Here is a 22,093-nt window from a genome sequence, read left to right as displayed (position 1 = left end):
ATGTTGCAGTTTTAATAGTGAGACTTGCGCGTAGCATTTGCAAAGGAAGAAAATGCGAACTGCATTTGAAGCGTGGGCGCAGCGTGACGGCCACATTGTGCGGCGAAGAGAAGACAAACCGGATGAGTACCTGATTTTCGAGACCCAGCGCCGCTGGGTTATCTGGCAGGCAGCTCTGACGCATGGCAAGACGGCGACCAAGCCGCGCGTGAGCGCGGCCGAAAAGGCGGCGAAAGCCCAGCGCGCGCTGGAAATGTCCTCCGATGAAGCGACCGTACGCAACAAGGTGCTCAATGAGGTGCTCGACGCCTTCAGCGGCGCCGATGGCGCGGCCGGCATGGAAGGCATACTGAAAGTGATCCAGGGCCTGAAGCAGAAGCAGAAGGCGCTGGCCGACGACAAGAGCGAAGATTCAACGGCTTGAGGGGACGGCGATGCGTTATCGGCACTATAAGGGCGGCATTTACGAACTCGTGTGCGAAGCCACGCTGGAAGCGGATCTGACGCCGATGATCGTCTATCGCGCCGCCGACGGTTCCATCTGGACCCGTCCGAAAGACGTTTTTTTTCAACTGATCGAAGTCGAAGGCGTCATGGTCCAGCGTTTCGCTCCCATCAACTGATGGCCGCCTGCGTGCGTGCCCGGGATACTTTTCATGCGTAAATTGCTGCCTGCCGCTTTGGTGCTGGGCTTTGCCTGCGCCGCGGCGCATGCCGAAACCATCGGTTCGGTCGATACGGTCTTCAAACTGATCGGCCCTGACCATAAAATTGTCGTTGAAGCGTATGATGATCCGCGCGTCGCCGGCGTCAGCTGCTATCTGTCGCGCGCCAAGACGGGCGGCATCAAGGGCGCCGTCGGCCTGGCCGAAGACAAGGCCGATGCGGCCGTGGCTTGCCGCCAGGTGGGGCCGCTGCAATTCAAGGGCAAGCTGCCGCGCCAGGAAGAAGTGTTCACCGAGCGCGCCTCGATCTTCTTCAAGCACGTGCGCGTCGTGCGCATGGTCGACAGCAAGCGCAATGCGCTGGTCTACCTCGTGTATTCCGACCGCCTGATCGAGGGCAGCCCGAAAAACAGCGTCACCGCCGTCGCCGTGCCTGGCGACCAGCCGATCCCCGTCCGTTAAGCGAGCTTCCCATGCGCGTGCCATCGTCTGCCGCCCTTGCCGCCTTTGCCGCCAGGACGCTGCTGCTGTTTGGCCTGGGCGGCTGCGCCACCCTGACGGGCAACACGGACCAGATGGTGCTGGTGCAAACCATCCAGGACAACCGCGAACTGACGGGCGCCGGCTGCATCCTCAGCAACGACGTGGGCAAGTGGTTCGTCACCACGCCGGGACGCATCACCATCCGCAAGAGCCAGGAACCGTTGAAAGTCGATTGCCGCAAGCACGGTTCGCCCGCCATCGCGACGGACGACCACATCGATCCCAAGCTCAATGGCAGCGTATGGGGCAATGTCATCCTGACCCTGGGCGTCGGCTATTTCGTCGACCGCAACACGGGCGCCGGCTTCGACTACCCATCGATCCTGACCATCGTCATGCAAGACCCGGCCCGTCTGGCGCCGCCGCCCGCACCCGTCGCCGTGAAGCCGCCGCCGGCCGCCGTGCCGGAAACGGTGGTGCAGCCCAAGGTGGCACCGTCGCCGTTGCCCAATCCCGTCGTCTACTGATTAATACGCTACGCATGAAAAAACCGCCAGGGTCAGTGACCGTGGCGGCTGTCTTCTTGCGTAACGACGCCTGACAAAACCGTAGCGAGCGGGAGCTAGTGGTGGCCGAGAAGCGCAGCTGTACTTTATGTACAGCGAGCATCGCCGGCCGCCAATCGCCCCGCGCAGCAGGTTTGATCCGGCGTTCTCTTAGACGCGGTTGATCAGGAACGTGGTCAAGAGTGGTACTGGACGGCCGGTCGCGCCCTTCGATCCGCCCGATTTCCATGCCGTGCCGGCGATGTCCAGATGCGCCCAGGTGTACTTCTTGGTGAAGTTTTCCAGGAAGGCCGCTGCCGTTACCGAGCCGCCGCCTGGCGTGCCGATGTTGGCCAGGTCGGCGAAGTTCGACTTCAGCTGTTCGTTGTACGCCTCTTCGATCGGCATGCGCCATGCCGTGTCGCTCGATTGCTTGCCCGCTGCCAGCAGTTCATTGGCCAGCTGGTCATGCGCCGCATCGCTGCGCGTAAACAGGCCGCTGTTGTGGTGGCCCAGGGCGACGACGCAAGCGCCCGTCAGGGTGGCGATATCGACCACGGCTGCCGGCTTGAAGCGTTCGGCGTAGGTCAGCGCGTCGCACAGCACCAGACGGCCTTCGGCGTCCGTGTTCAGCACTTCGATGGTCAGGCCGTTCATGGAGGTGACGATGTCGCCCGGCTTGGTGGCGCGGCCCGACGGCATGTTTTCGCATGCGGCGATGACGCCGATGACGTTCAGCTTCAGGTTCATTTCGCCGATGGCGCGGAAGGTGCCCAGTACCGAGGCGGCGCCGCACATGTCGTACTTCATTTCATCCATGCCAGGACCGGCCTTGATCGAAATGCCGCCCGTGTCGAAGGTGATGCCCTTGCCGACCAGGACCACCGGCGCATCCTTGGCCTTGCCGCCCATGTGTTTCAGGACGATGAATTTCGGCGGCTGCTCGCTGCCGTTGGTGACGGACAGGAAGCTGCCCATCTTCAGCGCTTCGAGCTGCTTGCGGTCCAGCACTTCGACTTCGAACTTGTAGTCCTTGGCCAGCTGCTTGGCCGTGCTGGCCAGGTAGGTCGGATTGGCGATGTTCGCCGGCAGGTCGCCCAGCTTGCGCGTCAGGTCGGAACCGTTGGCGATGGCGATGGCTTGTGCCAGCGCGCCGCGCGTGCCTGCCGTTGCTGGCGCTGCCAGGATGATCTTGCGCACGCCTGCCGGCGCCGGATCTTTTTTGCTTTTTTGCGAGTCGCAGCGGTATTCGCTGTCATGTGCTGCTTGCACCACGCAACGGATTGCCCAATTTACGTCGCGCTCTTTCACTTCAGCCAGCGGTAATGCGATAATGGCGTCCGCAGCGCCCAGCGAGCCGAAGGCCTTCAGCGCGGCTTGTACGCCGGTTGCGAAGCTTTTTTCGCTGACAGTGTCATCGCTGCCCATGCCTACCAGCAGAACACGTTCGGCGGCGACGCCATCGACTGCGCGCAGCAGCAAGGTGCTGCCAGGCTTGCCGCTGATGTCGCCGGACTTCAGCGCAGCCGAAATCGCACCCTTGCTGTCCAGCGATTTTGCCGCTGGCGACAGTTTTTTGTTTTCGAATACCGCGACCGCGATGCATCCGCTTTTGGCCGTGCCGAGGGTGCTCTTGGTATCGAATGCTTTTATGCTAAAGTCCATTTGGTTCTCCGTTTTCATTTACTAGTAACGTGTTACTCAACTAACTGACCCGAATTATAAACTCCGAATGATCTTTCAACGCGCCCTTCGACGTGAATTGGCTAGTGCCGCCGGGGCCACCTTCACTGTTTTGTTCAGCATCCTGCTCACCTGGATGCTGATCGGTATTCTCGGCAAGGCGGCGGGCGGCAAGATCGCGTCGGCCGACGTCATGTCCCTGATGGTCTTTTCCGCCCTGATGCAGCTGCCCACCATCATCATCCTCACCGGATTCATTTCGGTGCTGATGGTCGTCACGCGCAGCTACAAGGAGTCGGAGATGGTGGTGTGGTTCGCCTCGGGCCTGAGCCTGTCGCGCTGGATCTGGCCCGTGCTCAGCTTCGGCCTGCCGCTGGTGCTGGCCACCGGCGTCCTGAGTTTGTACGCCACGCCGTGGGCGCAAAAGAAAAGCGATGAATATGTGGCGCGCTTTGAAAAGCGCGAAGACCTGCAGAAAGTCACGCCGGGCCAGTTCCGCGAATCGGCCGGCAGCAACCGCATCTTTTTCGTCGAGGGCGCCAGCGGCGAAAAGAACGTGGTGCAGAACGTCTTCGTCAATACCGTCGATGAAAAAGGCAGCGCCGTCGTCGTCGTCGCGAAGGAAGGCGTGATCAATACCGACGCCAAGGGCGAACGCTTCCTGGTGCTCAAGAGCGGCCGCCGCTACCAGGGCGTGCCGACACAGGCGGACTTCCAGACCATGGAGTTCGAGCAGTACATCATGCGCATCGAGAGCAAGCAGCAGGAACTGGGCGCGGAACTGGGCGTGCGCGCCATGAGCACCATGGCCCTGGTCGCCGATCCGAATCCCTACACCATGGCCGAGTTGCTGTGGCGGGTCAGTGCGCCGTTGATCGGCCTGATGCTGATCCTGCTGGCCATTCCGCTGGGCTTTGTCAATCCGCGTGCCGGCAGTTCGGCCAATCTGATCATCGCCCTGCTGATTTTCTTCACCTACAGCAATCTGATCAAGGTCGTCGAAGCGAGCGTGAAACAGGGGCGCCTGACCTTCGGTCTGGCCTGGTGGCCGCTGCACCTGCTGGCGGCGCTGGCCGTGGTGGCGCTGTTTGCGTGGCGCCTGAATGTGAACCACCGCTATCATCCGCTGGTCCTGCTGGCGGCTTTCAAGCGCGCGCGCCGCGCCGGCAATATAAGTAAAGCGGTACCGAAATGAAGATTTTACAGCGCTATTTTGCGGTCTCGATATTCCAGGCGGTGCTGTTCGTGCTGCTGGCCTTTTTGGCACTGCAAGCCTTCATCGACCTGACGGGCGAGTTGCCCAAGGTGGGCCGCAACGGCTACACCATCCAGTATGCCTTCCTGTATGTGCTGGTGCTGGTGCCGGGGCACGTGTACGAGGTGATGCCGATCGCGGCGCTGATCGGCACCATCTACACGATGGCGCAGTTTGCCGCCAGTTCCGAATTTACCATCATGCGCGCATCGAGCATGTCGACGGCGATGGCCGCCGGTTTCCTGTTCCGCATCGGTATCGTCTTCGTCGTCATCACCTTCATCTTCGGCGAGGTGATCACGCCGCGCACGGAGCCGCTGGCCGAACGCCTCAAGCTGACCTCGCGCGGCGCGGCCGTGTCGAGCGAGTTTCGCTCGGGCCTGTGGACCAAGGACATGGTCAAGAGCGACGGCCTGACGGGTACCGTCACCGGCTCGCGCTTTTTCAATGTGGGCGAAGCGCGTGCGGACGGCCAGCTGAAAAACGTCAAGCTGTATGAATTCGACACCGATATGCGTTTGCGCACCCTGACCGTGGCCAAAGGCGCGACGTATCAGGGCAATAATATCTGGCGTCTGACCGATGTGACGGAAACCTCGTTCTCGAACAGCGCGGCCACCTCGCCTGGCTTCGAGCCAAAGCTGGCGAACTACTATGGGCAGGAAACGAGCCTGGTGCGCACGGTGCAGAGCGCCAGCAAGGACATGACGTCGGAGGTGACGCCGAAGATCCTGACGGTGTCGGCGTCCGACCCCGAGCGCATGTCGGCCAGCGAACTGGCCGTGTACACGCGCCACCTGGCCGAGAACAAGCAGGAAACCGAGCGTTTCCGCATCGCTTTCTGGAAAAAACTGATCGATCCGCTGGCCATCTTCGTGCTGATGGCGCTGGCCCTGCCGTTCGCCTACATGCATACGCGCAGCGGCGGCATCAGCCTGAAGATCTTCATCGGCATCATGATCGGCGTGAGCTTCATGCTGGTCAACACCCTGTTCTCGCATCTTGGCTTGCTCAGCACCTGGCCCGCCTTCCTGACGGCGGTGGCGCCGAGCGCCCTGTATCTGCTGCTGGCGCTGGGCGCCCTGTGGTGGGTGGAGCGGCACTGATGGAGACGAACGTGAAACAGGCATTGATCTTGTTTGCCCATGGCGCGCGCGCCGCATCGTGGGCCGCCCCCTTCGAGCGGCTGCGCGACCTGACACAGGCGCGCATGCCCGGCGCCAGCGTGCACCTGGCCTTCCTGGAACTGATGACGCCACGCCTGCCCGAGCTGGTGGCGAGCCTGCTGGCCGAGCTGCCCGCCGGCGCCATCCTCGACGTCACCGTGGTACCCGTGTTCCTGGGGCAGGGCGGGCATGTGCTGCGCGACTTGCCGTTGCTGCTGGAAGAACTGCGCCAGCAGCATCCGGCACTGCGCCTGAAGGTGGTCGAGGCGGTGGGCGAGAACGCCAGCGTGCTCGCCGCCATCGCCGATTACTGCGTGGCGGCGCCAGGTTCCAGCCCTTTGCCTTGAGCGGCATCGACATCGTCTACCTGTGGGTAGACGGCGCCGATCCCGCTTGGCGCGCGCGCCGGCGACACGCCTATGCCGTTTGGGCGCCGGCGCATCCCGGCCAGCTGGCCCTGCACGGCAACGTGGCGGGGCGCTACCGCGACAACGGCGAACTGCGCTACAACCTGCGCGCGCTCGAGCGCTTCTTTCCCGGCCATGGCCACATCTATCTGCTGACGGACCGGCAAGTGCCCCACTGGCTGCGCGCATCAAAGCGCCTGACGGTGATCGACCATGCGAGCCTGATGCCCGATGCCTCCCTGCCGGTGTTCGACTCCGGTCATATCGAATCGTACCTGCACCATATTCCGGGATTGTCCGAACGCTTCCTGTATCTGAACGACGACGTATTTTTCGGCGCGCCGTTCGAGCCTGCATTCTGGTTTGGCGGAGAAGGGGACCGGCGTTTGAGTGTTTTCACGGAGAGCGCGCTGCACGATGATGTGCCGGGCTTGCGCGCCGACGTGGCTGCGCCCGTCAATTGCGCGACCTTGTCGCGGCAATGGCTGTCGTCGCAGTACCCCGCTTACCTGCATGAACCGCGCCTGTATGCGCATGCGCCGCGGCCCATGCTGAAAAGCGCGCTGCATGCGCTGGAAGGGCTGGCGCCGGCCATGTTTGCCGCTGTGCGCGAGACGGTGTTCCGTTCGTGGCAGGTGCCGGCATTGCTGCCCGACCTGGTGCCGCGCTGGATGGTGCATCAGGGGATTGCGCGCTCGCGCATGCTCGACCCGCTGCATATCGCCAGCGGCGATGCGCAGGCGCCGCAGCAGCTTGAGGAACTGGCGGCGCGTTTCGGCAGCTTGCCGTTTTTCTGCATCAACGATACCTGCGACGAGGCCGGGGACGACGACCCGCGCCTGCTGCGCGTGGCCGCTACCTTGCAGCGGCTGCTGCCGCTGCCGTCATCGTTTGAAGTTGCTTAAGCCGCTTTCTTCTTCGGCGCCAGGCTGATGCGGGCGGCGGCCGTGCTGTCGGACAGCGAAGCGAGGAACAGCAGCAAATAGGCGCCCAATTCGAGCACTTCCTCACCGAGCAGCGCGTAGGCGTCCGGCATGCCATGAAAGACTTTCTTGTCGAAAGGCCAGCCAGCGACCATCAGCAAGCCGCCGATGGCCGTCAGGATGGTGATGCGCATGCTGAAAATCTGCGGCGCATGGGCAAACACCTTGCGCGCGCGCGGCGCGAAGAAGATCAGCAAGCGTATCAGGATCAGCAACTCCACCAGACGCAGGGCTTTTTCCAGCTGCGCCCAGGCGGGCGCCGTGCCGAACTGATCGATATCGAGTTCGCGCAGCAGGAAGCCGAACAGCAGCGCGCACAGGCCCGCATGCATGAGGAAGCGCAGGGACTGGCGGTCAGTCTCTTGCCAGGCGCGCACGCCGTGCACGGTGCAAGCCAGGGCCAGGAACAGCGCCTGCAGCCATTCCAGCAAATGGTTTTCGTCGTCGATATTCGGGAAGACCGTCCACAGGGCGATGGAGGCGAGCATGCTGAGCAGCACGGCGCTGGCGACGCCGACATTGCTGCGGCTGAGCGAAGTCAGGGCTTCGCGCATGGAGGTGAAATTCATGTGTGGTCGTAAGGCTAAAGTTGCGCGGCGCGGTATTGCAGCCTGCGGGCGCAGCTTTTTTCGGGGAGGGTCAGCCGGGATACCGCACGGCAAGCGCTATGGCGGGGCGAAGCGTGAATTTATTGCTATCACGCAACAACTTCTCGAGAAAAGATGCGTGAGCATCGTATCATGTTTCCCCGGAAGACGTCGGTTACTGACTTTAAAGTCGGTAAAATACGCTGTGTTTATTCAAGCATGGCGCGCCAGAATGGCGGCCGTTTCTTCGATGGCCTGGTGCGTGCGCGCGGCCATGGCGTCGCCCAGCATCACCAGCACGGGGCCGTGGGTGTCGCCCAGGCCGTGCGCCAGGGCGCTCAGCGTCAGGCGCACGATGCGCTGGTCCGGGCGGCTGCAGTTTTCTATCACCACCACCGGAGTGTCGGCACGGCGGCCTTGGGCCAGCAAGCGCTGCGCCGTGGCAATGGCTTCGCGGCCACCCATGTATTGCACCAGGGTATCGCAGTCGGGAATGCGCGTCTGGTCCGGTTCGCCCGGCGCCGTGCTGGACGTGAAAAAGGCCACGCTGCGCGACACGCCCCGCTTGGTCAGCGGCTGCTGTGTTGCGGCCGCCGCCGCCAGCGCCGTGGTAATGCCGGGCACCACTTCGACGGCGATGCCCGCTTCTTCCAGCGCCCGCAATTCCTCGTCGGCACGGCCGAACAGCATGGGATCGCCCCCTTTCAGGCGCACGACGACGGCATGCTTGCGCGCGTTGTCGACCAGTTGCTTGTTAATAAAGGCCTGTGCCGTCGACAACTGGCCGCAGCGCTTGCCGACCAGGATTTTTTGCGCCTGCGGGCACAGCTCCAGCATCTCTTCGGTGACCAGCGCGTCGTGCAGCACGACATCGGCCTGCGCCAGCAGGCGGGCGCCACGCAAGGTCATCAGGTCTTGCGCGCCGGGGCCGGCGCCGATCAGGTAGACCTTGCCGGGGAGAGATGGGGAGCTGTTCATATGGCTGCCTTTCTTGGTGGGGACGCGGCTTACAGCCGGACCATGCCCGCGGCGACGGTCTGGTGGGTGACTTCATCGATCAGGATGAATGCCCCCGTGGCGCGGATATCGGCATACGCATCGGCCGCCAGCGCCTGCTGCACGTTCAGGCTGATGCGGGCGATGTCGTTCAATTTCAAGCCTTCGGCCGGATGGCGCTGCTGCGTATTGATGTCGAGAATCGACTCGATCGCCGTCACCTTGGCCGCCGTTTGCTTGGTGCCGTGCTTGATCCAGTACTTGCGGCGCAGGTCCAGCGCGTCTTCCGACAGCCAGCACACGTCGGCCACTACCTGTTTGAGCAAGGTGGCGGGGCGCTCGCTACTGGCCAGCAAGTCGCCACGCGAAATGTCCAGATATTCATTGAGCAGCAGGGTCACGGACTGGCCCACCACGGCCGTCGGCAGCGAACCGTCGAGGGTGACGATGTCTTTCACTGTCGCCGTCTGGCCCGATGGCTGCACCACCAGGGTGTCGCCGATGCTGACCTTGCCCGCCTCGATGCGGCCCATGTAGCCACGGAAATCGTTCGCTTCGTGGCCGTTGTGGCGCGCCACCAGCTGCACGGGGAAGCGGAATGGCGTGTCGTGCGATTCGTCGTAGACGGACAAGGATTCGAGCAGCTCGATCAGGGTCGGGCCCGTGTACCAGCCCAGCTTGTCGCCGCGCTCGACGACATTGTCGCCAGTCAAGGCGGACAATGGAATCGGCGTGATGTCCTTCAGGCCCAGCGACTGCGCAAATTCGCGGTAGGCGGCGACGATGCGGTTGTACACCGTTTCATCATAATCGACCAGGTCCATCTTGTTGACGGCCACGACCACGTGCTCGATCTGCAGCAAATGGGCAATCGTCGAATGACGTTTGGTCTGGATCAGCAGTTCCACGCTGCCGTCGTCACCGAGTTTGACTTTCGACACGTCGATCAGGATGATGACGGCGTCGGCCGTGGACGCTCCTGTGACCATGTTGCGCGTGTACTGTTCATGGCCCGGCGTGTCGGCGATGATGAACTTGCGCTTCGGCGTGGCAAAGTAGCGGTAGGCCACGTCGATGGTGATGCCTTGTTCTCGTTCCGCTTCCAGGCCGTCCGTCAGCAAGGACAGGTCGACCGTGTCGCCCACCGTGCGCTTGTGCTTGGAGCGCGACATGGCGTCGAGCTGGTCTGCGAAGATGCCCTTGCTGTCGAACAGCAAGCGGCCGATCAGGGTGCTCTTGCCGTCATCGACGGAACCGGCCGTAATAAAGCGCAACATGCCGCGTTCAACGCTGTCGGTGAGAGTGGTGCTGGAGATTGCTGCGTTCATTAGAAATACCCTGCTTTCTTGCGTTTTTCCATCGAGGCTTCGGAGGTCTGGTCATCCATGCGGGTGGCGCCACGTTCCGTGATTTGCGTGATTGCCGTCTCGGCGATGATGGCGTCCACCGTCGCCGCATCGGACGACACGGGGCAGGTGCACGAGATATCGCCCACCGTGCGGAAGCGCACGACTTGCGTTTCCACCGTTTCGCCGTCGCGCGGCGGCGTCAGATCCGTCAGCGGCACCAGCAGGCCGTTGCGCGGGATCACCTGGCGCTCGTGCGCGAAGTAGATCGGTGGCAATTCCAGTTTCTCGCGGGCGATGTATTGCCACACGTCCAGCTCCGTCCAGTTCGAGATGGGGAAGACACGCATGTTTTCACCGGGATGCACGCGCGTGTTATACAAGTCCCACAGTTCCGGACGCTGGGCTTTCGGGTCCCAGGCGCCGAATTCGTCGCGGAACGAAAAAATGCGTTCCTTGGCGCGGGCCTTCTCTTCATCGCGGCGCGCGCCGCCGATGCAGGCGTCAAAACCGTGTTCGGCGATGGTTTCCAGCAAGGTCACGGCTTGGGCCGCATTGCGCGAATCCGTGGCAGGGTTGCGCAGGCGCACGGTGCCGCGCTTGATCGAGTCTTCCACGGAGCCGACGATCAGGCGCTCGCCCAGTTCCGCCACCTTTTTATCACGGAAAGTGATGACTTCCGGGAAGTTGTGGCCCGTGTCGATATGCACGAGGGGGAATGGAAACTTGCCTGGGCGGAAGGCTTTCTCGGCCAAACGCAGCAGGACGACGGAATCCTTGCCGCCGGAAAACAGCAGGGCGGGATTGGCCGATTCGGCCGCCACTTCGCGCATGATGTGGATGGCTTCCGATTCAAGGCTGTCGAGGTGACGCTGGTTCAAAATATTGCTCATATTGGATGCTTTCTTGTTCTGTGTGTCTGTTCAGGCTGCCACGGATTTGATGCGGATCAACTTGCCGTCCACCGTGTGCAGGCCGCATTCCTTGGAGTCGGGGTTTTCCCACCACCAACGCCCGGCGCGCACATCTTCGCCCGGCTGCACGGCACGCGTGCACGGTTCGCAGCCGATGGACGGGTAGCCCTGGTCGTGCAGCGCGTTGTACGGCACGTCGTTGGCACGGATATAGTCCCACACATCCTGCTCGGACCAGTCGGCCAGCGGATTGAATTTCGTCATCGCATGCGCCGCATCGTCTTCCTGCACGTGCAATTCGGCGCGCGTGGTGGACTGGGCGCGGCGCTGGCCCGTGACCCAGGCCTTGTTGCCGGCCAGGGCGCGGCCCAGCGGCTCGACCTTGCGGATGCGGCAGCATTCGCGGCGCATCTCGACGCTGTTGTAGAAGGCGTTGAGGCCGTTCTGTTCCACGTAGGAAGCGACAAGCTCCGGCTGCGGGCGGTACAGGGTGATGTCGTGGCCGTAGCGGGTTTTCACCTTGTCGAGCACGGCCAGGGTTTCCTGGTGCAGCCGTCCCGTTTCCAGGGAAAAGATGCCGATCGGCAGCTTTGCCTTGAGAATCATGTCGGTCAGCACCATGTCTTCGGCTGCCAGGCTGGACGCGAACACGGCCGGCGAAAAATCCGCGGCGATGCGTGTCAGCGTTTGCTCGGTGGCGTGAATCAAAGAAGTCAGATCGCTCATGATGGGTCCTCAGATGCCGGCCGCGTTGTCGAGGTCAGGATTCTGGCCTTCGCGGTGGTGGCGGCGGAACAGCGGCGATTTCTGGTCCCACGACGCCTGGTAGGTTTCCGAAAAGACCGACAAACCTTTCAGGGCGTCATGGATGCTGCGGTCCGGACGCGTCGCATATGCATCGAAGCCGACGCGGTGCATGGAAAACAGCTGGTCGCGCAGCACGTCGCCGATGGCGCGCAATTCACCCTGGAAACCCAGGCGGGCGCGCAAATTGAACGCGATGGAATAGCCGCGGCCATCCGTGAATTTCGGAAAGTCCACGCCGATGACGGGCAGTTGCGCCACGTCGGCCGCCAGGTCTTCCGGCCGTTCGTCGCTGGCCAGCCACACGCCGATGTCGGGCAGGCGCGCCGTCAGGGTCTCGCGCTGGGCTTGCCACACGGGCAGGGGGACGATGACCTTGCCGGCAGGCACGACCACCGTTTCCGGCGTGTCGGTCTCATCGAGGCGCAGCAAGCCCCAGGTATTCGGCACCACGGCGGCGTTCTTGATGATTTCTTCGCGTACTTCAAACATATTCGTCTTCTCCCACCAGGTTGCCGACCGTGATCGGCGTTGCATATACGTGTTCCTTGAACGGCGCCAGGCCCAGGCGCTGGGCCGTATCGACGAAGCGCTCGCCTTCATGGCGGTCGCGCACGTAGACGTGCAGCAGGCGGCCGATGACTTCAGGCATCTGCAGGGAAGAGAACGATGGTCCGATGATCTTGCCGATGGCCGCGTTGTTGCCTTGCGCGCCGCCGATCGACACTTGATACCATTCGCTGCCATCCTTGTCGACGCCGAGGATGCCGATGCTGCCCACGTGATGGTGGCCGCAGGCATTGATGCAGCCGGAAATATTCAGTTCGATCTCGCCGATGTCGTGCTGGAAGTCGATGCTGTCGAAGCGTTCCGCGATGGCGGCCGCGATCGGCAGCGACTTGGCGTTCGCCAGCGAGCAGAAATCGCCGCCCGGGCAGCAGATCATGTCCGTCAGCAAGCCGATGTTCGGCGTGGCCAGGCCGTGCGCCTTGGCTTCCTGCCACAGTGCGAACAGTTTCGACTGTTCCACGTCGGCCAGCACCAGGTTTTGTTCATGCGTCACGCGCAGTTCGCCAAAGCTGTAGCGGTCGGCCAGATCGGCCACGAAGTCGATCTGCTCGGCCGTCGCGTCGCCTGGCGGCACGCCCGTTTTCTTCAGGGACAGTACCACGGCCACGTAGCCAGGACGCTGGTGCGGCTTGACGTTGCGCGCCAGCCAGTTCACATACGCCTTGTTGTCCGCGTGTTCGGCCTGGTAGTCGAGTTCTGGCAGGGCAAGGTAGGCGGGCGGATTGAAGAAGTCCGCCACGCGCTGCATTTCCTCGGCCGTCAAGGTTTCCGGACCATCCTTCAAATCGACCCATTCCGCTTCCACCTGGCGCGTGAATTCTTCCACACCGATGGCTTTCAGCAAAATCTTGATGCGCGCCTTGTATTTGTTGTCGCGGCGGCCGTGCAGGTTGTACACGCGCATGATCGCCTGGATATACGTGAGCAAGTGCTGCCACGGCAGGAAGTCGCGCACAACGCTGCCCAGGATCGGCGTGCGGCCCATGCCGCCGCCGGCCATCACCTTGAAGCCCACTTCGCCGGCCTCGTTGCGCACGGCCGTCAAGCCGATGTCGTGCACGGCGATGGCGGCGCGGTCTTCCTCGGCGCCATTGATGGCGACCTTGAATTTGCGCGGCAGGGCGATGAACTCGGGGTGGAAGGTGCTCCACTGGCGCAATACTTCCGCGTATGGGCGCGGATCGATGATTTCATCGGCGGCGACGCCCGCAAACGGGTCCGATGTTGTATTACGGATACAGTTGCCGGACGTCTGGATCGCGTGCATTTCCACGGAAGCGAGGTCCGTCAGGATATCGGGCGTCTGTTCCAGCTCAATCCAGTTGAACTGGATGTTCTGGCGCGTGGTGAAGTGGCCATAGCCGCGGTCATACTTGCGCGCGATGTGCGCGAACATGCGCATCTGCTTGGACGACAGCAAGCCGTACGGCACGGCGATGCGCAGCATGTAGGCGTGGCGTTGCATGTACAGGCCGTTTTGCAGGCGCAGCGGAATGAATTCCTCTTCCGTCAGTTCATTGGCGATACGGCGCGCAACCTGGTCTCGGTACTGGGCGATGCGTTCTTTGATGATGAGGTGGTCGTACTGATCGTAATGGTACATATCAATTCCTAAAAAAGCCGGGGTGCTGGAAGATTGCCTGGGATGATGTTCTTGATACTGCTCTTGTCACTTGTTCGGTCATTAATAGATTAGCTTCACTGCCACGCCGGTCAAGGTCATCGCCAGCAAGACTCTTAAAAACTGTTCCGGCACGGATCGCGCGACCCAGGAGCCGAGCGTGATGCCGGGCAGGGAGCCGACCAGCAAGGAAGCCAGCAATTCCCAGTGGATGGAGCCGAGCCACCAGTGGCCCAGCGCGGCGATGGCCGTCAGGGGCACGGCGTAGGCGATGTCGGTGCCCGCCACTTCGGCCGAGCTCATGCGTGGATACAGCATCACCAGCAAGGTCGCGCCGATGGCGCCGGCGCCGATCGACGAGACCGTCACCAGCACGCCCAGCACGGCGCCGGCAATGATGGTCGCGGCGGCAAGCTTGTTGCCTTGTAATTGTTTCTCAGGGTGGGCATTGATCCAGGCCAGCATGCGGCCCTTGAAGATCAGTGCCACGACGGTCAGCAGCACGGAGCCGGCGATCGAATAACGGATGATCTGGCCGATTTGCGGCGACAGGGTGCCAAACGATTTGAGCGCCAGGGTCGCGATGACGGCGGCGGGCAGGGCGCCGATGCACAGGCGCTTGACGATATCCCAGCGGATGGTGCCGCGCAGGCGGTGCGTCAGGGTGCCGGCGCTCTTGGTGATCGAGGCGAATGCCAGGTCGGTACCCACCGCCACGGAAGGCGGTACGCCAAACAGCAGAGTTAACAGCGGCGTCATCAGCGAACCGCCGCCCACGCCGGTCATTCCTACGAGTAATCCTACGGCAAATCCTGAGACTATATAAGACAAAGTCATGCTTGCACCCCCAAAGTACTCGCAATAGTAATAAACTTAGTGTTTATTCCAAACTACTAAGTACGCATTTGCTTATATGCGATATGCGTATATGCATGCATGCAAAATCATGGGTGGGGCGGAAACTCGGCAAATCACGGCAATCTAGGGCAAACCAGCAATGAATCTCCATCAACTGCGCTTCGTGCGCGAAGCGGTCCGGCAGAACTACAACCTGACGGACGCCGCCAAGGCATTGTTCACGTCGCAACCGGGCGTATCGAAAGCCATCATCGAGCTGGAGGAAGAGCTGGGCGTGGATATTTTTACGCGCCACGGCAAGCGCATCCGCGGCTTGACGGAGCCGGGCCGCCTGGTGCTGGAGTCCGTCGAGCTGATTATGCAGGAAATCGACAGCATGAAGCGCATCGGCAAGGAATTCGCGGCGCAGGACAGCGGCAGCTTTACCATTGCCACTACGCATACACAGGCGCGCTACACCTTGCCCAAGGTGGTGCAAGCCTTCATGCTGAAGTTCCCGAAGGTGCGATTGTCTTTACTGCAAGGAAATCCGCGCCAGATCGCCGAGATGGTGCAGCGCGACCAGGCGGATCTCGCCATCGCCACGGAATCGATCGCCGCCATCGATGGCCTGATCACCTTGCCATGCTATCAATGGGAACACGTGGTGGTGGTGCCCGTCGACCATCCGCTGCTCAAATCGAAGTCCGTGACCCTGGAAGAAATCGCCGCCTTCCCCCTGATTACCTATGACAGCGCGTTCGCCGGACGCAACAAGATCGACCACGCTTTCGTGCTGCGCGGCCTGAAGCCGGACATCTTGCTCGAGGCCATCGACGCCGACGTGATCAAGACTTATGTCGAGTTGGGCATGGGGATTGGTATCATAGCGGGTATGGCCTTCGATGCCGAGCGCGACAAAGGCTTGCGCGCCATCCCTGTCGGGCACCTGTTCGGCATGAATGTGTCGCGCGTGGCCGTCAAGCAGGGCGCGTATTTGCGCAGCTATATTTATACCTTTATCGAGTTGCTGACGCCGACCTTGAACCGCAAGCTCATCGAGCAGGCGATGAGCGGTGATAAAGAGCACTACGAACTATAACAATGCATGAAGTCGGCCGGGCGAGGTGCCTGGCCAAGATTATTTAAGAAGAGAAGAAACAATGATTACCGATCAGCTTGCCAAATATTACGCCACCATCGCGCAGCAGTACGAGCGCGTCTATGACAAGCCCGAACGCCAGGAAGACCTGGAAGTGTTGCGCGACAAGGTCGCCGACGTGCTGGAAGGCCACACCGTGCTGGAACTGGCTTGCGGCACCGGCTACTGGACGGAAGTGGTCGCCGAGTCGGCCGAGTCCGTACTGGCCACCGATATCAACGATGAAATGCTGGCGCTGGCCCAGGCACGCGGCTTGCCCGACAACGTCACCTTCGCCAAGCTCGATGCCTTCAACTTTCCCGACGACATGCTGGGCAAGTTCACGGCCGTGTTCGCGGGCTTCTGGTGGTCGCACGTCAAGCGCGAAGACCAGGACAAATATCTGAAGCAATTGCGCACGAAGCTGGGCAAGGACATCCTGCTGGTGCTGATCGACAATTCCTATGTCGATGGCAGCAGCACCGTGATCGCGCGCACCGACCTGGAAGGCAATACGCACCAGTTCCGCACGACGGAGGCGGGCGAGCGCTATGAAGTGCTGAAGAATTTCCCATCGGATAGCCACCTGCGCAAGAAGTTTGCCCACTCGGCCCGCGAAATCCGCATGAAGCGCCTGGAATACTACTGGCTGTTGAGCTGCCGTCTGAAGTAAGGCTGATCTGTCTATATGGTATCGGTAGGTCGGCTTAGCCCGTAGGGCGTAATCCGACAGGCGTTGCCGAAGGTGCTAGTCGGATTACGCGTGGCCTTGCCCCGCTAATCCGACCTACGGTAAATAGGCCTTGCCGCCGCATGAACCGCCTCCGGGCGGTTTTTTTTCGCCTGTTGTTTTTATCTGACAAGATGTTGTTCCAAAAAACAACATCTTGTCGATGTCATATTGTTGAAGTATTTCGTGGGCATGATTCGGTTCAGCAGCTAAGCAGCACCATTCTTGTCCAACCTAATGTAGAGAATCTCAAGTGAAAAAAATTACTCTGGCAGCATTGATCATCGGCACCTTCGCAGCAGCTACGGCACAAGCACAATCGAACGTCACCGTGTACGGCCTGGTTGACCTCGGTATTGCCAAGACCACTGGCCAGCCGACGGTACAACGCGAAAACAATGCGTCGCGCCTCGGTTTCAAGGGTACGGAAGATCTGGGTGGCGGCCTGTCCGCAATTTTCAACCTGGAAAGTGAATTCCTGGCCGACACCGGTGCGCAAAAAGGCGTGTTGTTCGACCGTCAAGCGTACGTGGGCTTGAAAGGCGCGTTCGGTACCGCCATCCTGGGCCGCACCAAGAATCTGGTCGATGGCACCATCGCCCGCGTCGACCCATTCAACACCTACGGCGTGGTCGGCAAGAACAATGAAACCCTGCTGCGTTCGGGCGTCGGCTCGTCGCGCGTCAACAACGCCGTCACCTACAACAGCCCAAGCTTTGAAGGTTTCGTGGGCAGCCTGCAATACGTGCTGAGCGAAGTCAACAGCGCTGACGCGGGTGTGATCGGCCTGGCAACCTACGACAATGGCCCGATCAGCCTGCACGCCGGCTACGAAAAAGCCGTGCAAGCAACGGCAACGGCGGCCAAGCCTGACCTGTGGTCCATCGGTGGCGGCTATAAATTCGGCCCGGCCAAGATCACGGCCGCCTACTCGAAAGGCGACACCAAGGTTGCGACGACTGGCGAATTCAAGTCCTACCTGATCGGCCTGAACTACACGGTGGGCGGCGGCGATGCCAAAGTGTCGTATGGCAAGCAAGAGCAAAGCAACAACAAGTTCAAGGATCAGGACACCATCAAGGAATTCGGCGTCGGTTATGATTACCACCTGTCGAAGCGCACCGACGTGTACGCTTACGCTGGCCGCGAGCGCGTCAAGTCGCTGACTTCGTACCAGATCGGTCTGGCACACAAATTCTAAGCATCATTCGATGTGACGAAGCAAAGGCGCCTGTGGGCGCCTTTTTTATTGCATCGCCGCGGATGCCGCCTCGGCATTCATGGGCAGCGAGATGTCGATGCGTGTGCCGCCCAGCTCGCTATCGGCGCCGATATGTATGCTGCCGTTCAAGCCCCAGACCCGCTCGCGCATGCCCAGCAGCCCCAGTGCCGTGGCTTTTTCCAGGTCGTGTTCGGCAATGCCGCGGCCGTCATCCTGGATGGTGATGGCCAGCGAGGAATCGATGCGGTGCAGGGCGATGGTGATGTGGTTGGCTTCGGCATGGCGCGCGATATTCGTCAGTGCTTCCTGCACGATGCGGTAGATGGCCGTGCTGCGCGCGTCGTCGAGCACGAGGTCAGCCTCGTCGGCCAGCAAGTCGAAATGGATGGCGCGGCGCAGCAGGAAGTCGTGGCGCAGTTTTTGCAGCGCAAAATACAATCCCCCTTCATCGAGCGCGCGCGGGCGCAGGTTGCTGGCGATGCGCCGCAGCGAGGTAATGGCCGTCACCAGCAAGCCGTCCATGCTGTGCAGCAGGGCTTGCAGGGGCGCGGTGGTGTCCGTGTGCTGGCGCACCAGGGTCAGGTCGACGCGCAAGGTGGCCAGCAATTGCCCCAGGTCATCATGCAGTTCGCGCGCGATATGCTTGCGTTCTTCTTCGCGGATGGTTTGCAGCGCGCTCGACAATTCACGCAATTGCGAAAAGGAGCGGGCCAGCTGTTCATGCATCTGCTGACGCGCCGTAATGTCGCGCACGATGATGGTAAAGACGCTGTGGCCGTCTTCCTGCATGGCCGAGAGCGATCCTTCGAGGGGAAACATGACGCCATCGCTGCGCCGTCCCGTCAAGGTGTAATCGGTGGCGCGCCGGCCCGTCAGGCGCAGTTCCTGGCTGATATCGCCAAACGGCGGCTCGCCATCGTGCTGGCCCAGGCCGCCGAGGGTGCGCAAGTCGCGCAGGATGTAGTGACCCAGGCGCATGCCGCGCATGCCGGCCGGCGTGTCGTCGAACAATCTGGCCGCTGCCGCGTTTGCATGCAGGATGATTTGCTGGCTGTCGATGCTGATGATGGCGTCGCTGGCGCTGTCGATGATGGCTTGTCCGCGCGCCTGCTGCTGCCGGCGGGCTTTCAGTGGCGGAAACAGGCACAGCAAAAGCGCTGCCGCCATACCCAGCGGCAAGATGCGCAGCAGTGCAGGACTGCCTCGGTCGGGCATGGGGCTTCTCCTTGCGAACGTGTACGAAGGCAGACAGGACAGCGATGGAGAGTTGGACTTTATCTAGCCTATGCCTGCTGGTGCGGCGCGGCTTGATGTGGCGCAGGAAGGGGAAAGGAAGAGATCAAGGCGCAGCACCGGCCTGGGCCGGGCGGCGGCGGAGTCTTACATTTGCTTGAACAGGTGCAGGAAACTGCGGCTCACTTCGAGCTTGTCGGATTTGCCTTTGATGAGTACCAGGTGACGGCCGCGGATGTCGCGCGTCACGCCTTCGATGGCATTCACGTTGACCAGGGTGGCGCGGTGGATTTGCCAGAACAGCGAAGGGTCGAGCTCTTCGGCCAGGTCGCGCACGGGCTTGCGGATCAGCGCCTCATACTTGGCCGTCTGCACGCACGTGTATTTCTCATCCGAACGGAAAAATAAAATTTCTTCCACGGGGATCATGCGCAAGTCCTGGCCGATGCTGGCCTGTATCCATTGCAAATACGTGGGCTTGGCCGTGATTTTTTCCGCCAGCTGCGACAGCATGGCCGTGACGCTGCTGTTGACGTCCAGCGCCGGCTTGTTCAAGTGCATTTTCAGGCGCTCCACCGTCACCAGCAGACGCTCATGCTCGGGCGGCTTGAGCACGTAGTCGACGGCGCCCCGCTCGAAGGCTTCGACGGCGTGACTGTCATAGGCAGTGACGAAGACGATATGCGTCTTGCTGCCTATTGCTTGCGCCGCCTCCATGCCCGTCTTGCCCGGCATGCGGATATCGAGGAAGGCAAAATCGGGTTTGAGTTGTTCCACCAGTTCGATCGCCTCGTCGCCATTCTTGGCTTCGCCGATGATTTCCAGTTCAGGCCATGCCTGGCCCAGGCGCAGGCGTAGCTGGTCGCGCATCAGTCTTTCGTCGTCGGCAATAATAGCGGTAGGCATAGGTCTCAAGTGTGAACAGGCGAAGATTGATTATTCAATGATTTAGCGTTTTTATCAACTACTCTGTCTTACTTGGACAATTGATATGGCACTTCGATCACGGCGCACACGCCGGACGGTTGATTTGGCGTAATGGTCAGGCTGCCCTCGTCGCCATGCAGCAGCTTCAGGCGTTCGCGTATGGTGGGCAAACCCAGTCCCGTGCCATCGCTGGGCACTACGCCAAAGCCCAGGCCGTCATCGGTGACGGTCACGCGCAGCTTGCTGTGCGCCACTTCGGCCACGATGCGCAGGGTGCCGCCTTCCGGTTTGACTTCCAGGCCGTGCTTGATGGCATTTTCCACCATCGATTGCAGCATCATGGGCGGGAAGGCGGCGCTGCGCAGGCCGTCGGGAATCTGGAAGTCGACGGTCAGGCGTTCTTCCATCCGCATTTTCAGCAGATTCAAGTACGCTTGCACCATGTCCGCCTCACGGCCCAGGTTGGTAATCAGGGCGTTGTCGCGCATTTGCGGCAGCACGGCGCGCAGATACTGGATCAGGCTGCGCTGCATCTTGGCCGCGCGCGGCGGATCGACCTGGATCAGGTGTTCGACGGAGGCCAGCGTATTGAACAGGAAGTGCGGCTCGACTTGCGCCTGCATCATCTGCATCTTCGCCTCGCTGAGCTGGCGCTGCATGGATTCGCGCTCGGCCGCCTCATTTGCGGTCACGGTTTCCGCTTCGGCCCGCTTCTTGCCGCCGACCAGGGCCTTCATGGCGAACAGGGCCAACACCAGCAAGGAGACAAAACTCTTGAACCATGTCGAGGCTTGCTGGTGGTAGCGCGACACTTTTTGCTCGGCGGCATCATCGACCGCTTCTTCGATGGCATTCGACAACTCTTCGCCGATTTGCGGCGGCAATTCGATATGGACTTCTTCCCCTGAAGCATTGGTGGTCACCGGATAGTTGGGCTTGGCGGGGGCGGCTGGTGGTTGCGGCGGTTCCGGCGGCACGGCACTGGCTTTTGCGTCCGCCTCGGCGGCATCGGCTGGATCGCTGGCCGCCTCGGCCGCGCTGCTGCGGCGATTCTTGCCACTGCGGGGATTGAAATGGATGCCCGTATCGTCGATCAGGATATTGGTTTCCCCCGAACCCTTGCTGCTGCGTTTATGCGACTTGATGACCACTTCTTCGTCCGGGCTGGACGAGAACAGCTCATCTTGCAAAATGGAGCCGGCGATTAGAGCCAGTGCAGCGAACAGGAAGAATTTCCACCAAGACAGTTGGGTGACCCAGGTTGTCGTCGCGTCGAATGCCCGTTGTAACCAAGCGAGGATGGTTTTCAACAATTGGGGCAGGCTGGAAATCGGAAGCATGAGGGGACACTTTCAAGTACTAGAGTTTAATCGACGCAGCGTGCAAGTTTAACCCCTTGTTGAGTAGCGTCAGAGTCTGATATTGCCACTGTGCCTAAAGACCACGAACTACGCCAGCCGATTGCGACAGGCTGCACAAAAAGGCGCTTGAAGTGAAGACAAGGCTTGCTGGGCGGTGAGCGCGGGAAAATAGCGCTTGCGGGCCGCGCGGCGCAGGGCTATAATTCGCCCCCTCGCTGAACGACGCATGCAAATGCCGAGTAAAGCAGGGTGAAAAAAGAAGGTTGACGAATGAGCCGAAACGCTTCATACTCTTCCTTCTTCGCAGCTGACAAACACAACGCTTTGTCGATAGCGCGAAAGTAGCACCGAATACAGTTCTTTAACAATTAACAGTCGATAAGTGTGGGCATTTGATGTCAGTGCAGCGTCAATCTTCGGATTGGCGTCTAACTTAAAATATCAAATGTTCACAAGAAATAATGAAATAGGATACTTCTTCGGAAGTAGCCTGTCAGTTTTTTGAGTGAGCGACCCGTCGCAAGACGGTGCCGGTAAAACGGCAAAGTAACAGAGATTAAACTGAAGAGTTTGATCCTGGCTCAGATTGAACGCTGGCGGCATGCCTTACACATGCA

The 22,093-nt window shown here is 61.0% G+C and carries 22 protein-coding genes and 1 pseudogene; 11 read left to right on the top strand and 12 right to left on the bottom strand.

Annotated elements, in window-relative coordinates; all coding sequences use genetic code 11:
- Nucleotides 1-52 precede the first annotated feature (52 nt).
- From AC1Q6X_RS07180 to AC1Q6X_RS07165, 4 genes are read left to right on the top strand one after another with little or no spacing between them, the layout of a single operon-like run.
- Nucleotides 53-424 carry a phiTE_015 family protein gene (locus AC1Q6X_RS07180; protein WP_070219480.1) on the top strand — a complete coding sequence of 124 codons (372 nt, stop codon included), beginning with the start codon at nucleotides 53-55 and terminating at the stop codon, nucleotides 422-424.
- A gap of 10 nt (nucleotides 425-434) precedes the next feature.
- Entirely contained in the window at nucleotides 435-623 is a 189-nt protein-coding gene (locus AC1Q6X_RS07175) for a DUF1653 domain-containing protein (RefSeq protein ID WP_034782199.1), read from the top strand.
- Between the two features lie 33 nt (nucleotides 624-656).
- On the top strand, nucleotides 657-1,127 hold the full coding sequence (locus AC1Q6X_RS07170) for a CreA family protein (protein WP_070219479.1): 471 nt from the start codon (nucleotides 657-659) through the stop codon (nucleotides 1,125-1,127).
- A gap of 11 nt (nucleotides 1,128-1,138) precedes the next feature.
- Nucleotides 1,139-1,675 carry a hypothetical protein gene (locus AC1Q6X_RS07165; protein ID WP_070290518.1) on the top strand — a complete coding sequence of 179 codons (537 nt, stop codon included), beginning with the start codon at nucleotides 1,139-1,141 and terminating at the stop codon, nucleotides 1,673-1,675.
- A gap of 189 nt (nucleotides 1,676-1,864) precedes the next feature.
- Here the strand turns inward: AC1Q6X_RS07165 and AC1Q6X_RS07160 are convergent, their stop codons facing one another.
- On the bottom strand, nucleotides 1,865-3,358 hold the full coding sequence (locus AC1Q6X_RS07160) for a leucyl aminopeptidase (RefSeq protein WP_492496088.1): 1,494 nt from the start codon (nucleotides 3,356-3,358) through the stop codon (nucleotides 1,865-1,867).
- Between the two features lie 67 nt (nucleotides 3,359-3,425).
- Between AC1Q6X_RS07160 and lptF the strand changes: the two genes are divergently transcribed.
- Genes lptF through AC1Q6X_RS07140 form a run of 4 tightly spaced genes read left to right on the top strand, consistent with a single transcriptional unit; the run spans nucleotide 3,426 to nucleotide 7,109 of the window.
- Nucleotides 3,426-4,571: an LPS export ABC transporter permease LptF gene (lptF, locus tag AC1Q6X_RS07155; protein WP_230504047.1), complete on the top strand. Its 1,146-nt coding sequence runs from the start codon at nucleotides 3,426-3,428 to the stop codon at nucleotides 4,569-4,571.
- A complete protein-coding gene (lptG, locus tag AC1Q6X_RS07150) occupies nucleotides 4,568-5,737 on the top strand; it encodes an LPS export ABC transporter permease LptG (protein ID WP_070219475.1) in 1,170 nt (389 codons plus the stop codon). Before lptF ends, lptG begins: the two co-directional genes overlap by 4 nt.
- On the top strand, nucleotides 5,737-6,144 hold the full coding sequence (locus AC1Q6X_RS07145) for a sirohydrochlorin chelatase (protein WP_070219474.1): 408 nt from the start codon (nucleotides 5,737-5,739) through the stop codon (nucleotides 6,142-6,144). Before lptG ends, AC1Q6X_RS07145 begins: the two co-directional genes overlap by 1 nt.
- Nucleotides 6,141-7,109, top strand: coding sequence for a stealth family protein (locus tag AC1Q6X_RS07140; protein WP_492496085.1), 969 nt, complete (start codon nucleotides 6,141-6,143; stop codon nucleotides 7,107-7,109). The genes AC1Q6X_RS07145 and AC1Q6X_RS07140 overlap by 4 nt, the downstream gene beginning before the upstream one ends.
- Here the strand turns inward: AC1Q6X_RS07140 and AC1Q6X_RS07135 are convergent.
- The 8 genes and pseudogenes from AC1Q6X_RS07135 to AC1Q6X_RS07100 all read right to left on the bottom strand — a co-directional run bounded on the left by AC1Q6X_RS07135 (nucleotide 7,106) and on the right by AC1Q6X_RS07100 (nucleotide 14,862).
- The gene (locus AC1Q6X_RS07135) at nucleotides 7,106-7,756 is read right to left on the bottom strand and encodes a hypothetical protein (protein WP_139143061.1); all 651 of its coding nucleotides are present in this window, start codon (nucleotides 7,754-7,756) and stop codon (nucleotides 7,106-7,108) included. The two genes, AC1Q6X_RS07140 and AC1Q6X_RS07135, sit on opposite strands and share 4 nt — an antisense overlap.
- 231 nt (nucleotides 7,757-7,987) lie before the next feature.
- Nucleotides 7,988-8,752, bottom strand: coding sequence for a uroporphyrinogen-III C-methyltransferase (gene cobA, locus AC1Q6X_RS07130; RefSeq protein ID WP_492496083.1), 765 nt, complete (start codon nucleotides 8,750-8,752; stop codon nucleotides 7,988-7,990).
- A 29-nt stretch (nucleotides 8,753-8,781) separates the two neighbouring features.
- Nucleotides 8,782-10,098, bottom strand: a complete 1,317-nt coding sequence (locus AC1Q6X_RS07125) for a sulfate adenylyltransferase subunit 1 (protein WP_121668790.1) — start codon at nucleotides 10,096-10,098, stop codon at nucleotides 8,782-8,784.
- A pseudogene (gene cysD, locus AC1Q6X_RS07120) lies at nucleotides 10,098-11,012 on the bottom strand (sulfate adenylyltransferase subunit CysD); the annotation flags it as partial. The pseudogene cysD and the gene AC1Q6X_RS07125, both read right to left, overlap by 1 nt.
- A gap of 27 nt (nucleotides 11,013-11,039) precedes the next feature.
- Nucleotides 11,040-11,756: a phosphoadenylyl-sulfate reductase gene (locus AC1Q6X_RS07115; RefSeq protein WP_492496080.1), complete on the bottom strand. Its 717-nt coding sequence runs from the start codon at nucleotides 11,754-11,756 to the stop codon at nucleotides 11,040-11,042.
- Nucleotides 11,757-11,765: 9 nt separating this feature from the next.
- Complete coding sequence (locus AC1Q6X_RS07110) at nucleotides 11,766-12,326, bottom strand: DUF934 domain-containing protein (RefSeq protein WP_492496078.1); 561 nt, start codon at nucleotides 12,324-12,326, stop codon at nucleotides 11,766-11,768.
- Nucleotides 12,319-14,007 (bottom strand): nitrite/sulfite reductase, encoded by a 1,689-nt coding sequence (locus AC1Q6X_RS07105; RefSeq protein ID WP_070219466.1) that lies wholly within the window; start codon nucleotides 14,005-14,007, stop codon nucleotides 12,319-12,321. Before AC1Q6X_RS07105 ends, AC1Q6X_RS07110 begins: the two co-directional genes overlap by 8 nt.
- 81 nt (nucleotides 14,008-14,088) lie before the next feature.
- On the bottom strand, nucleotides 14,089-14,862 hold the full coding sequence (locus tag AC1Q6X_RS07100) for a sulfite exporter TauE/SafE family protein (protein WP_070219465.1): 774 nt from the start codon (nucleotides 14,860-14,862) through the stop codon (nucleotides 14,089-14,091).
- Between the two features lie 160 nt (nucleotides 14,863-15,022).
- Here AC1Q6X_RS07100 and AC1Q6X_RS07095 point away from each other — a divergent pair, with 160 nt between their 5' ends.
- From AC1Q6X_RS07095 to AC1Q6X_RS07085, 3 genes are all read left to right on the top strand, one after another.
- Complete coding sequence (locus AC1Q6X_RS07095) at nucleotides 15,023-15,964, top strand: CysB family HTH-type transcriptional regulator (protein WP_034751505.1); 942 nt, start codon at nucleotides 15,023-15,025, stop codon at nucleotides 15,962-15,964.
- 61 nt (nucleotides 15,965-16,025) lie between these two features.
- Nucleotides 16,026-16,676: a class I SAM-dependent methyltransferase gene (locus tag AC1Q6X_RS07090; RefSeq protein WP_492496075.1), complete on the top strand. Its 651-nt coding sequence runs from the start codon at nucleotides 16,026-16,028 to the stop codon at nucleotides 16,674-16,676.
- A 310-nt stretch (nucleotides 16,677-16,986) separates the two neighbouring features.
- Nucleotides 16,987-17,934, top strand: coding sequence for a porin (locus AC1Q6X_RS07085; RefSeq protein WP_046682561.1), 948 nt, complete (start codon nucleotides 16,987-16,989; stop codon nucleotides 17,932-17,934).
- A gap of 45 nt (nucleotides 17,935-17,979) precedes the next feature.
- Here the strand turns inward: AC1Q6X_RS07085 and AC1Q6X_RS07080 are convergent, their stop codons facing one another.
- The 3 genes from AC1Q6X_RS07080 to AC1Q6X_RS07070 all read right to left on the bottom strand — a co-directional run bounded on the left by AC1Q6X_RS07080 (nucleotide 17,980) and on the right by AC1Q6X_RS07070 (nucleotide 21,455).
- Nucleotides 17,980-19,170 carry a PAS domain-containing sensor histidine kinase gene (locus tag AC1Q6X_RS07080; protein ID WP_070219463.1) on the bottom strand — a complete coding sequence of 397 codons (1,191 nt, stop codon included), beginning with the start codon at nucleotides 19,168-19,170 and terminating at the stop codon, nucleotides 17,980-17,982.
- A 165-nt stretch (nucleotides 19,171-19,335) separates the two neighbouring features.
- Nucleotides 19,336-20,094: a LytR/AlgR family response regulator transcription factor gene (locus tag AC1Q6X_RS07075; RefSeq protein WP_492496073.1), complete on the bottom strand. Its 759-nt coding sequence runs from the start codon at nucleotides 20,092-20,094 to the stop codon at nucleotides 19,336-19,338.
- 68 nt (nucleotides 20,095-20,162) lie between these two features.
- A complete protein-coding gene (locus AC1Q6X_RS07070; protein ID WP_121668793.1) occupies nucleotides 20,163-21,455 on the bottom strand; it encodes a sensor histidine kinase in 1,293 nt (430 codons plus the stop codon).
- Between the last annotated feature and the right edge of the window lie 638 nt (nucleotides 21,456-22,093).

The organism is Janthinobacterium sp. GW823-FHT06H09, from assembly GCF_058794735.1.
The sequence above is the reverse complement of the archived record's forward strand: the minus strand, read 5'-3'. Positions and strand labels throughout refer to the sequence as shown.

Excerpts from the sequence above, each read along its gene's own strand:
- AC1Q6X_RS07180 (WP_070219480.1), top strand. The coding sequence starts at position 53 with ATGCGAACTGCATTTGAAGCGTGGGCGCAGCGTGACGGCCACATTGTG.
- AC1Q6X_RS07175 (WP_034782199.1), top strand. The coding sequence starts at position 435 with ATGCGTTATCGGCACTATAAGGGCGGCATTTACGAACTCGTGTGCGAA.
- AC1Q6X_RS07170 (WP_070219479.1), top strand. The coding sequence starts at position 657 with ATGCGTAAATTGCTGCCTGCCGCTTTGGTGCTGGGCTTTGCCTGCGCC.
- AC1Q6X_RS07165 (WP_070290518.1), top strand. The coding sequence starts at position 1,139 with ATGCGCGTGCCATCGTCTGCCGCCCTTGCCGCCTTTGCCGCCAGGACG.
- AC1Q6X_RS07160 (WP_492496088.1), bottom strand. The coding sequence starts at position 3,358 with ATGGACTTTAGCATAAAAGCATTCGATACCAAGAGCACCCTCGGCACG.
- lptF (WP_230504047.1), top strand. The coding sequence starts at position 3,426 with ATGATCTTTCAACGCGCCCTTCGACGTGAATTGGCTAGTGCCGCCGGG.
- lptG (WP_070219475.1), top strand. The coding sequence starts at position 4,568 with ATGAAGATTTTACAGCGCTATTTTGCGGTCTCGATATTCCAGGCGGTG.
- AC1Q6X_RS07145 (WP_070219474.1), top strand. The coding sequence starts at position 5,737 with ATGGAGACGAACGTGAAACAGGCATTGATCTTGTTTGCCCATGGCGCG.
- AC1Q6X_RS07135 (WP_139143061.1), bottom strand. The coding sequence starts at position 7,756 with ATGAATTTCACCTCCATGCGCGAAGCCCTGACTTCGCTCAGCCGCAGC.
- cobA (WP_492496083.1), bottom strand. The coding sequence starts at position 8,752 with ATGAACAGCTCCCCATCTCTCCCCGGCAAGGTCTACCTGATCGGCGCC.
- AC1Q6X_RS07125 (WP_121668790.1), bottom strand. The coding sequence starts at position 10,098 with ATGAACGCAGCAATCTCCAGCACCACTCTCACCGACAGCGTTGAACGC.
- AC1Q6X_RS07115 (WP_492496080.1), bottom strand. The coding sequence starts at position 11,756 with ATGAGCGATCTGACTTCTTTGATTCACGCCACCGAGCAAACGCTGACA.
- AC1Q6X_RS07110 (WP_492496078.1), bottom strand. The coding sequence starts at position 12,326 with ATGTTTGAAGTACGCGAAGAAATCATCAAGAACGCCGCCGTGGTGCCG.
- AC1Q6X_RS07105 (WP_070219466.1), bottom strand. The coding sequence starts at position 14,007 with ATGTACCATTACGATCAGTACGACCACCTCATCATCAAAGAACGCATC.
- AC1Q6X_RS07100 (WP_070219465.1), bottom strand. The coding sequence starts at position 14,862 with ATGACTTTGTCTTATATAGTCTCAGGATTTGCCGTAGGATTACTCGTA.
- AC1Q6X_RS07095 (WP_034751505.1), top strand. The coding sequence starts at position 15,023 with ATGAATCTCCATCAACTGCGCTTCGTGCGCGAAGCGGTCCGGCAGAAC.
- AC1Q6X_RS07090 (WP_492496075.1), top strand. The coding sequence starts at position 16,026 with ATGATTACCGATCAGCTTGCCAAATATTACGCCACCATCGCGCAGCAG.
- AC1Q6X_RS07080 (WP_070219463.1), bottom strand. The coding sequence starts at position 19,170 with ATGCCCGACCGAGGCAGTCCTGCACTGCTGCGCATCTTGCCGCTGGGT.
- AC1Q6X_RS07075 (WP_492496073.1), bottom strand. The coding sequence starts at position 20,094 with ATGCCTACCGCTATTATTGCCGACGACGAAAGACTGATGCGCGACCAG.
- AC1Q6X_RS07070 (WP_121668793.1), bottom strand. The coding sequence starts at position 21,455 with ATGCTTCCGATTTCCAGCCTGCCCCAATTGTTGAAAACCATCCTCGCT.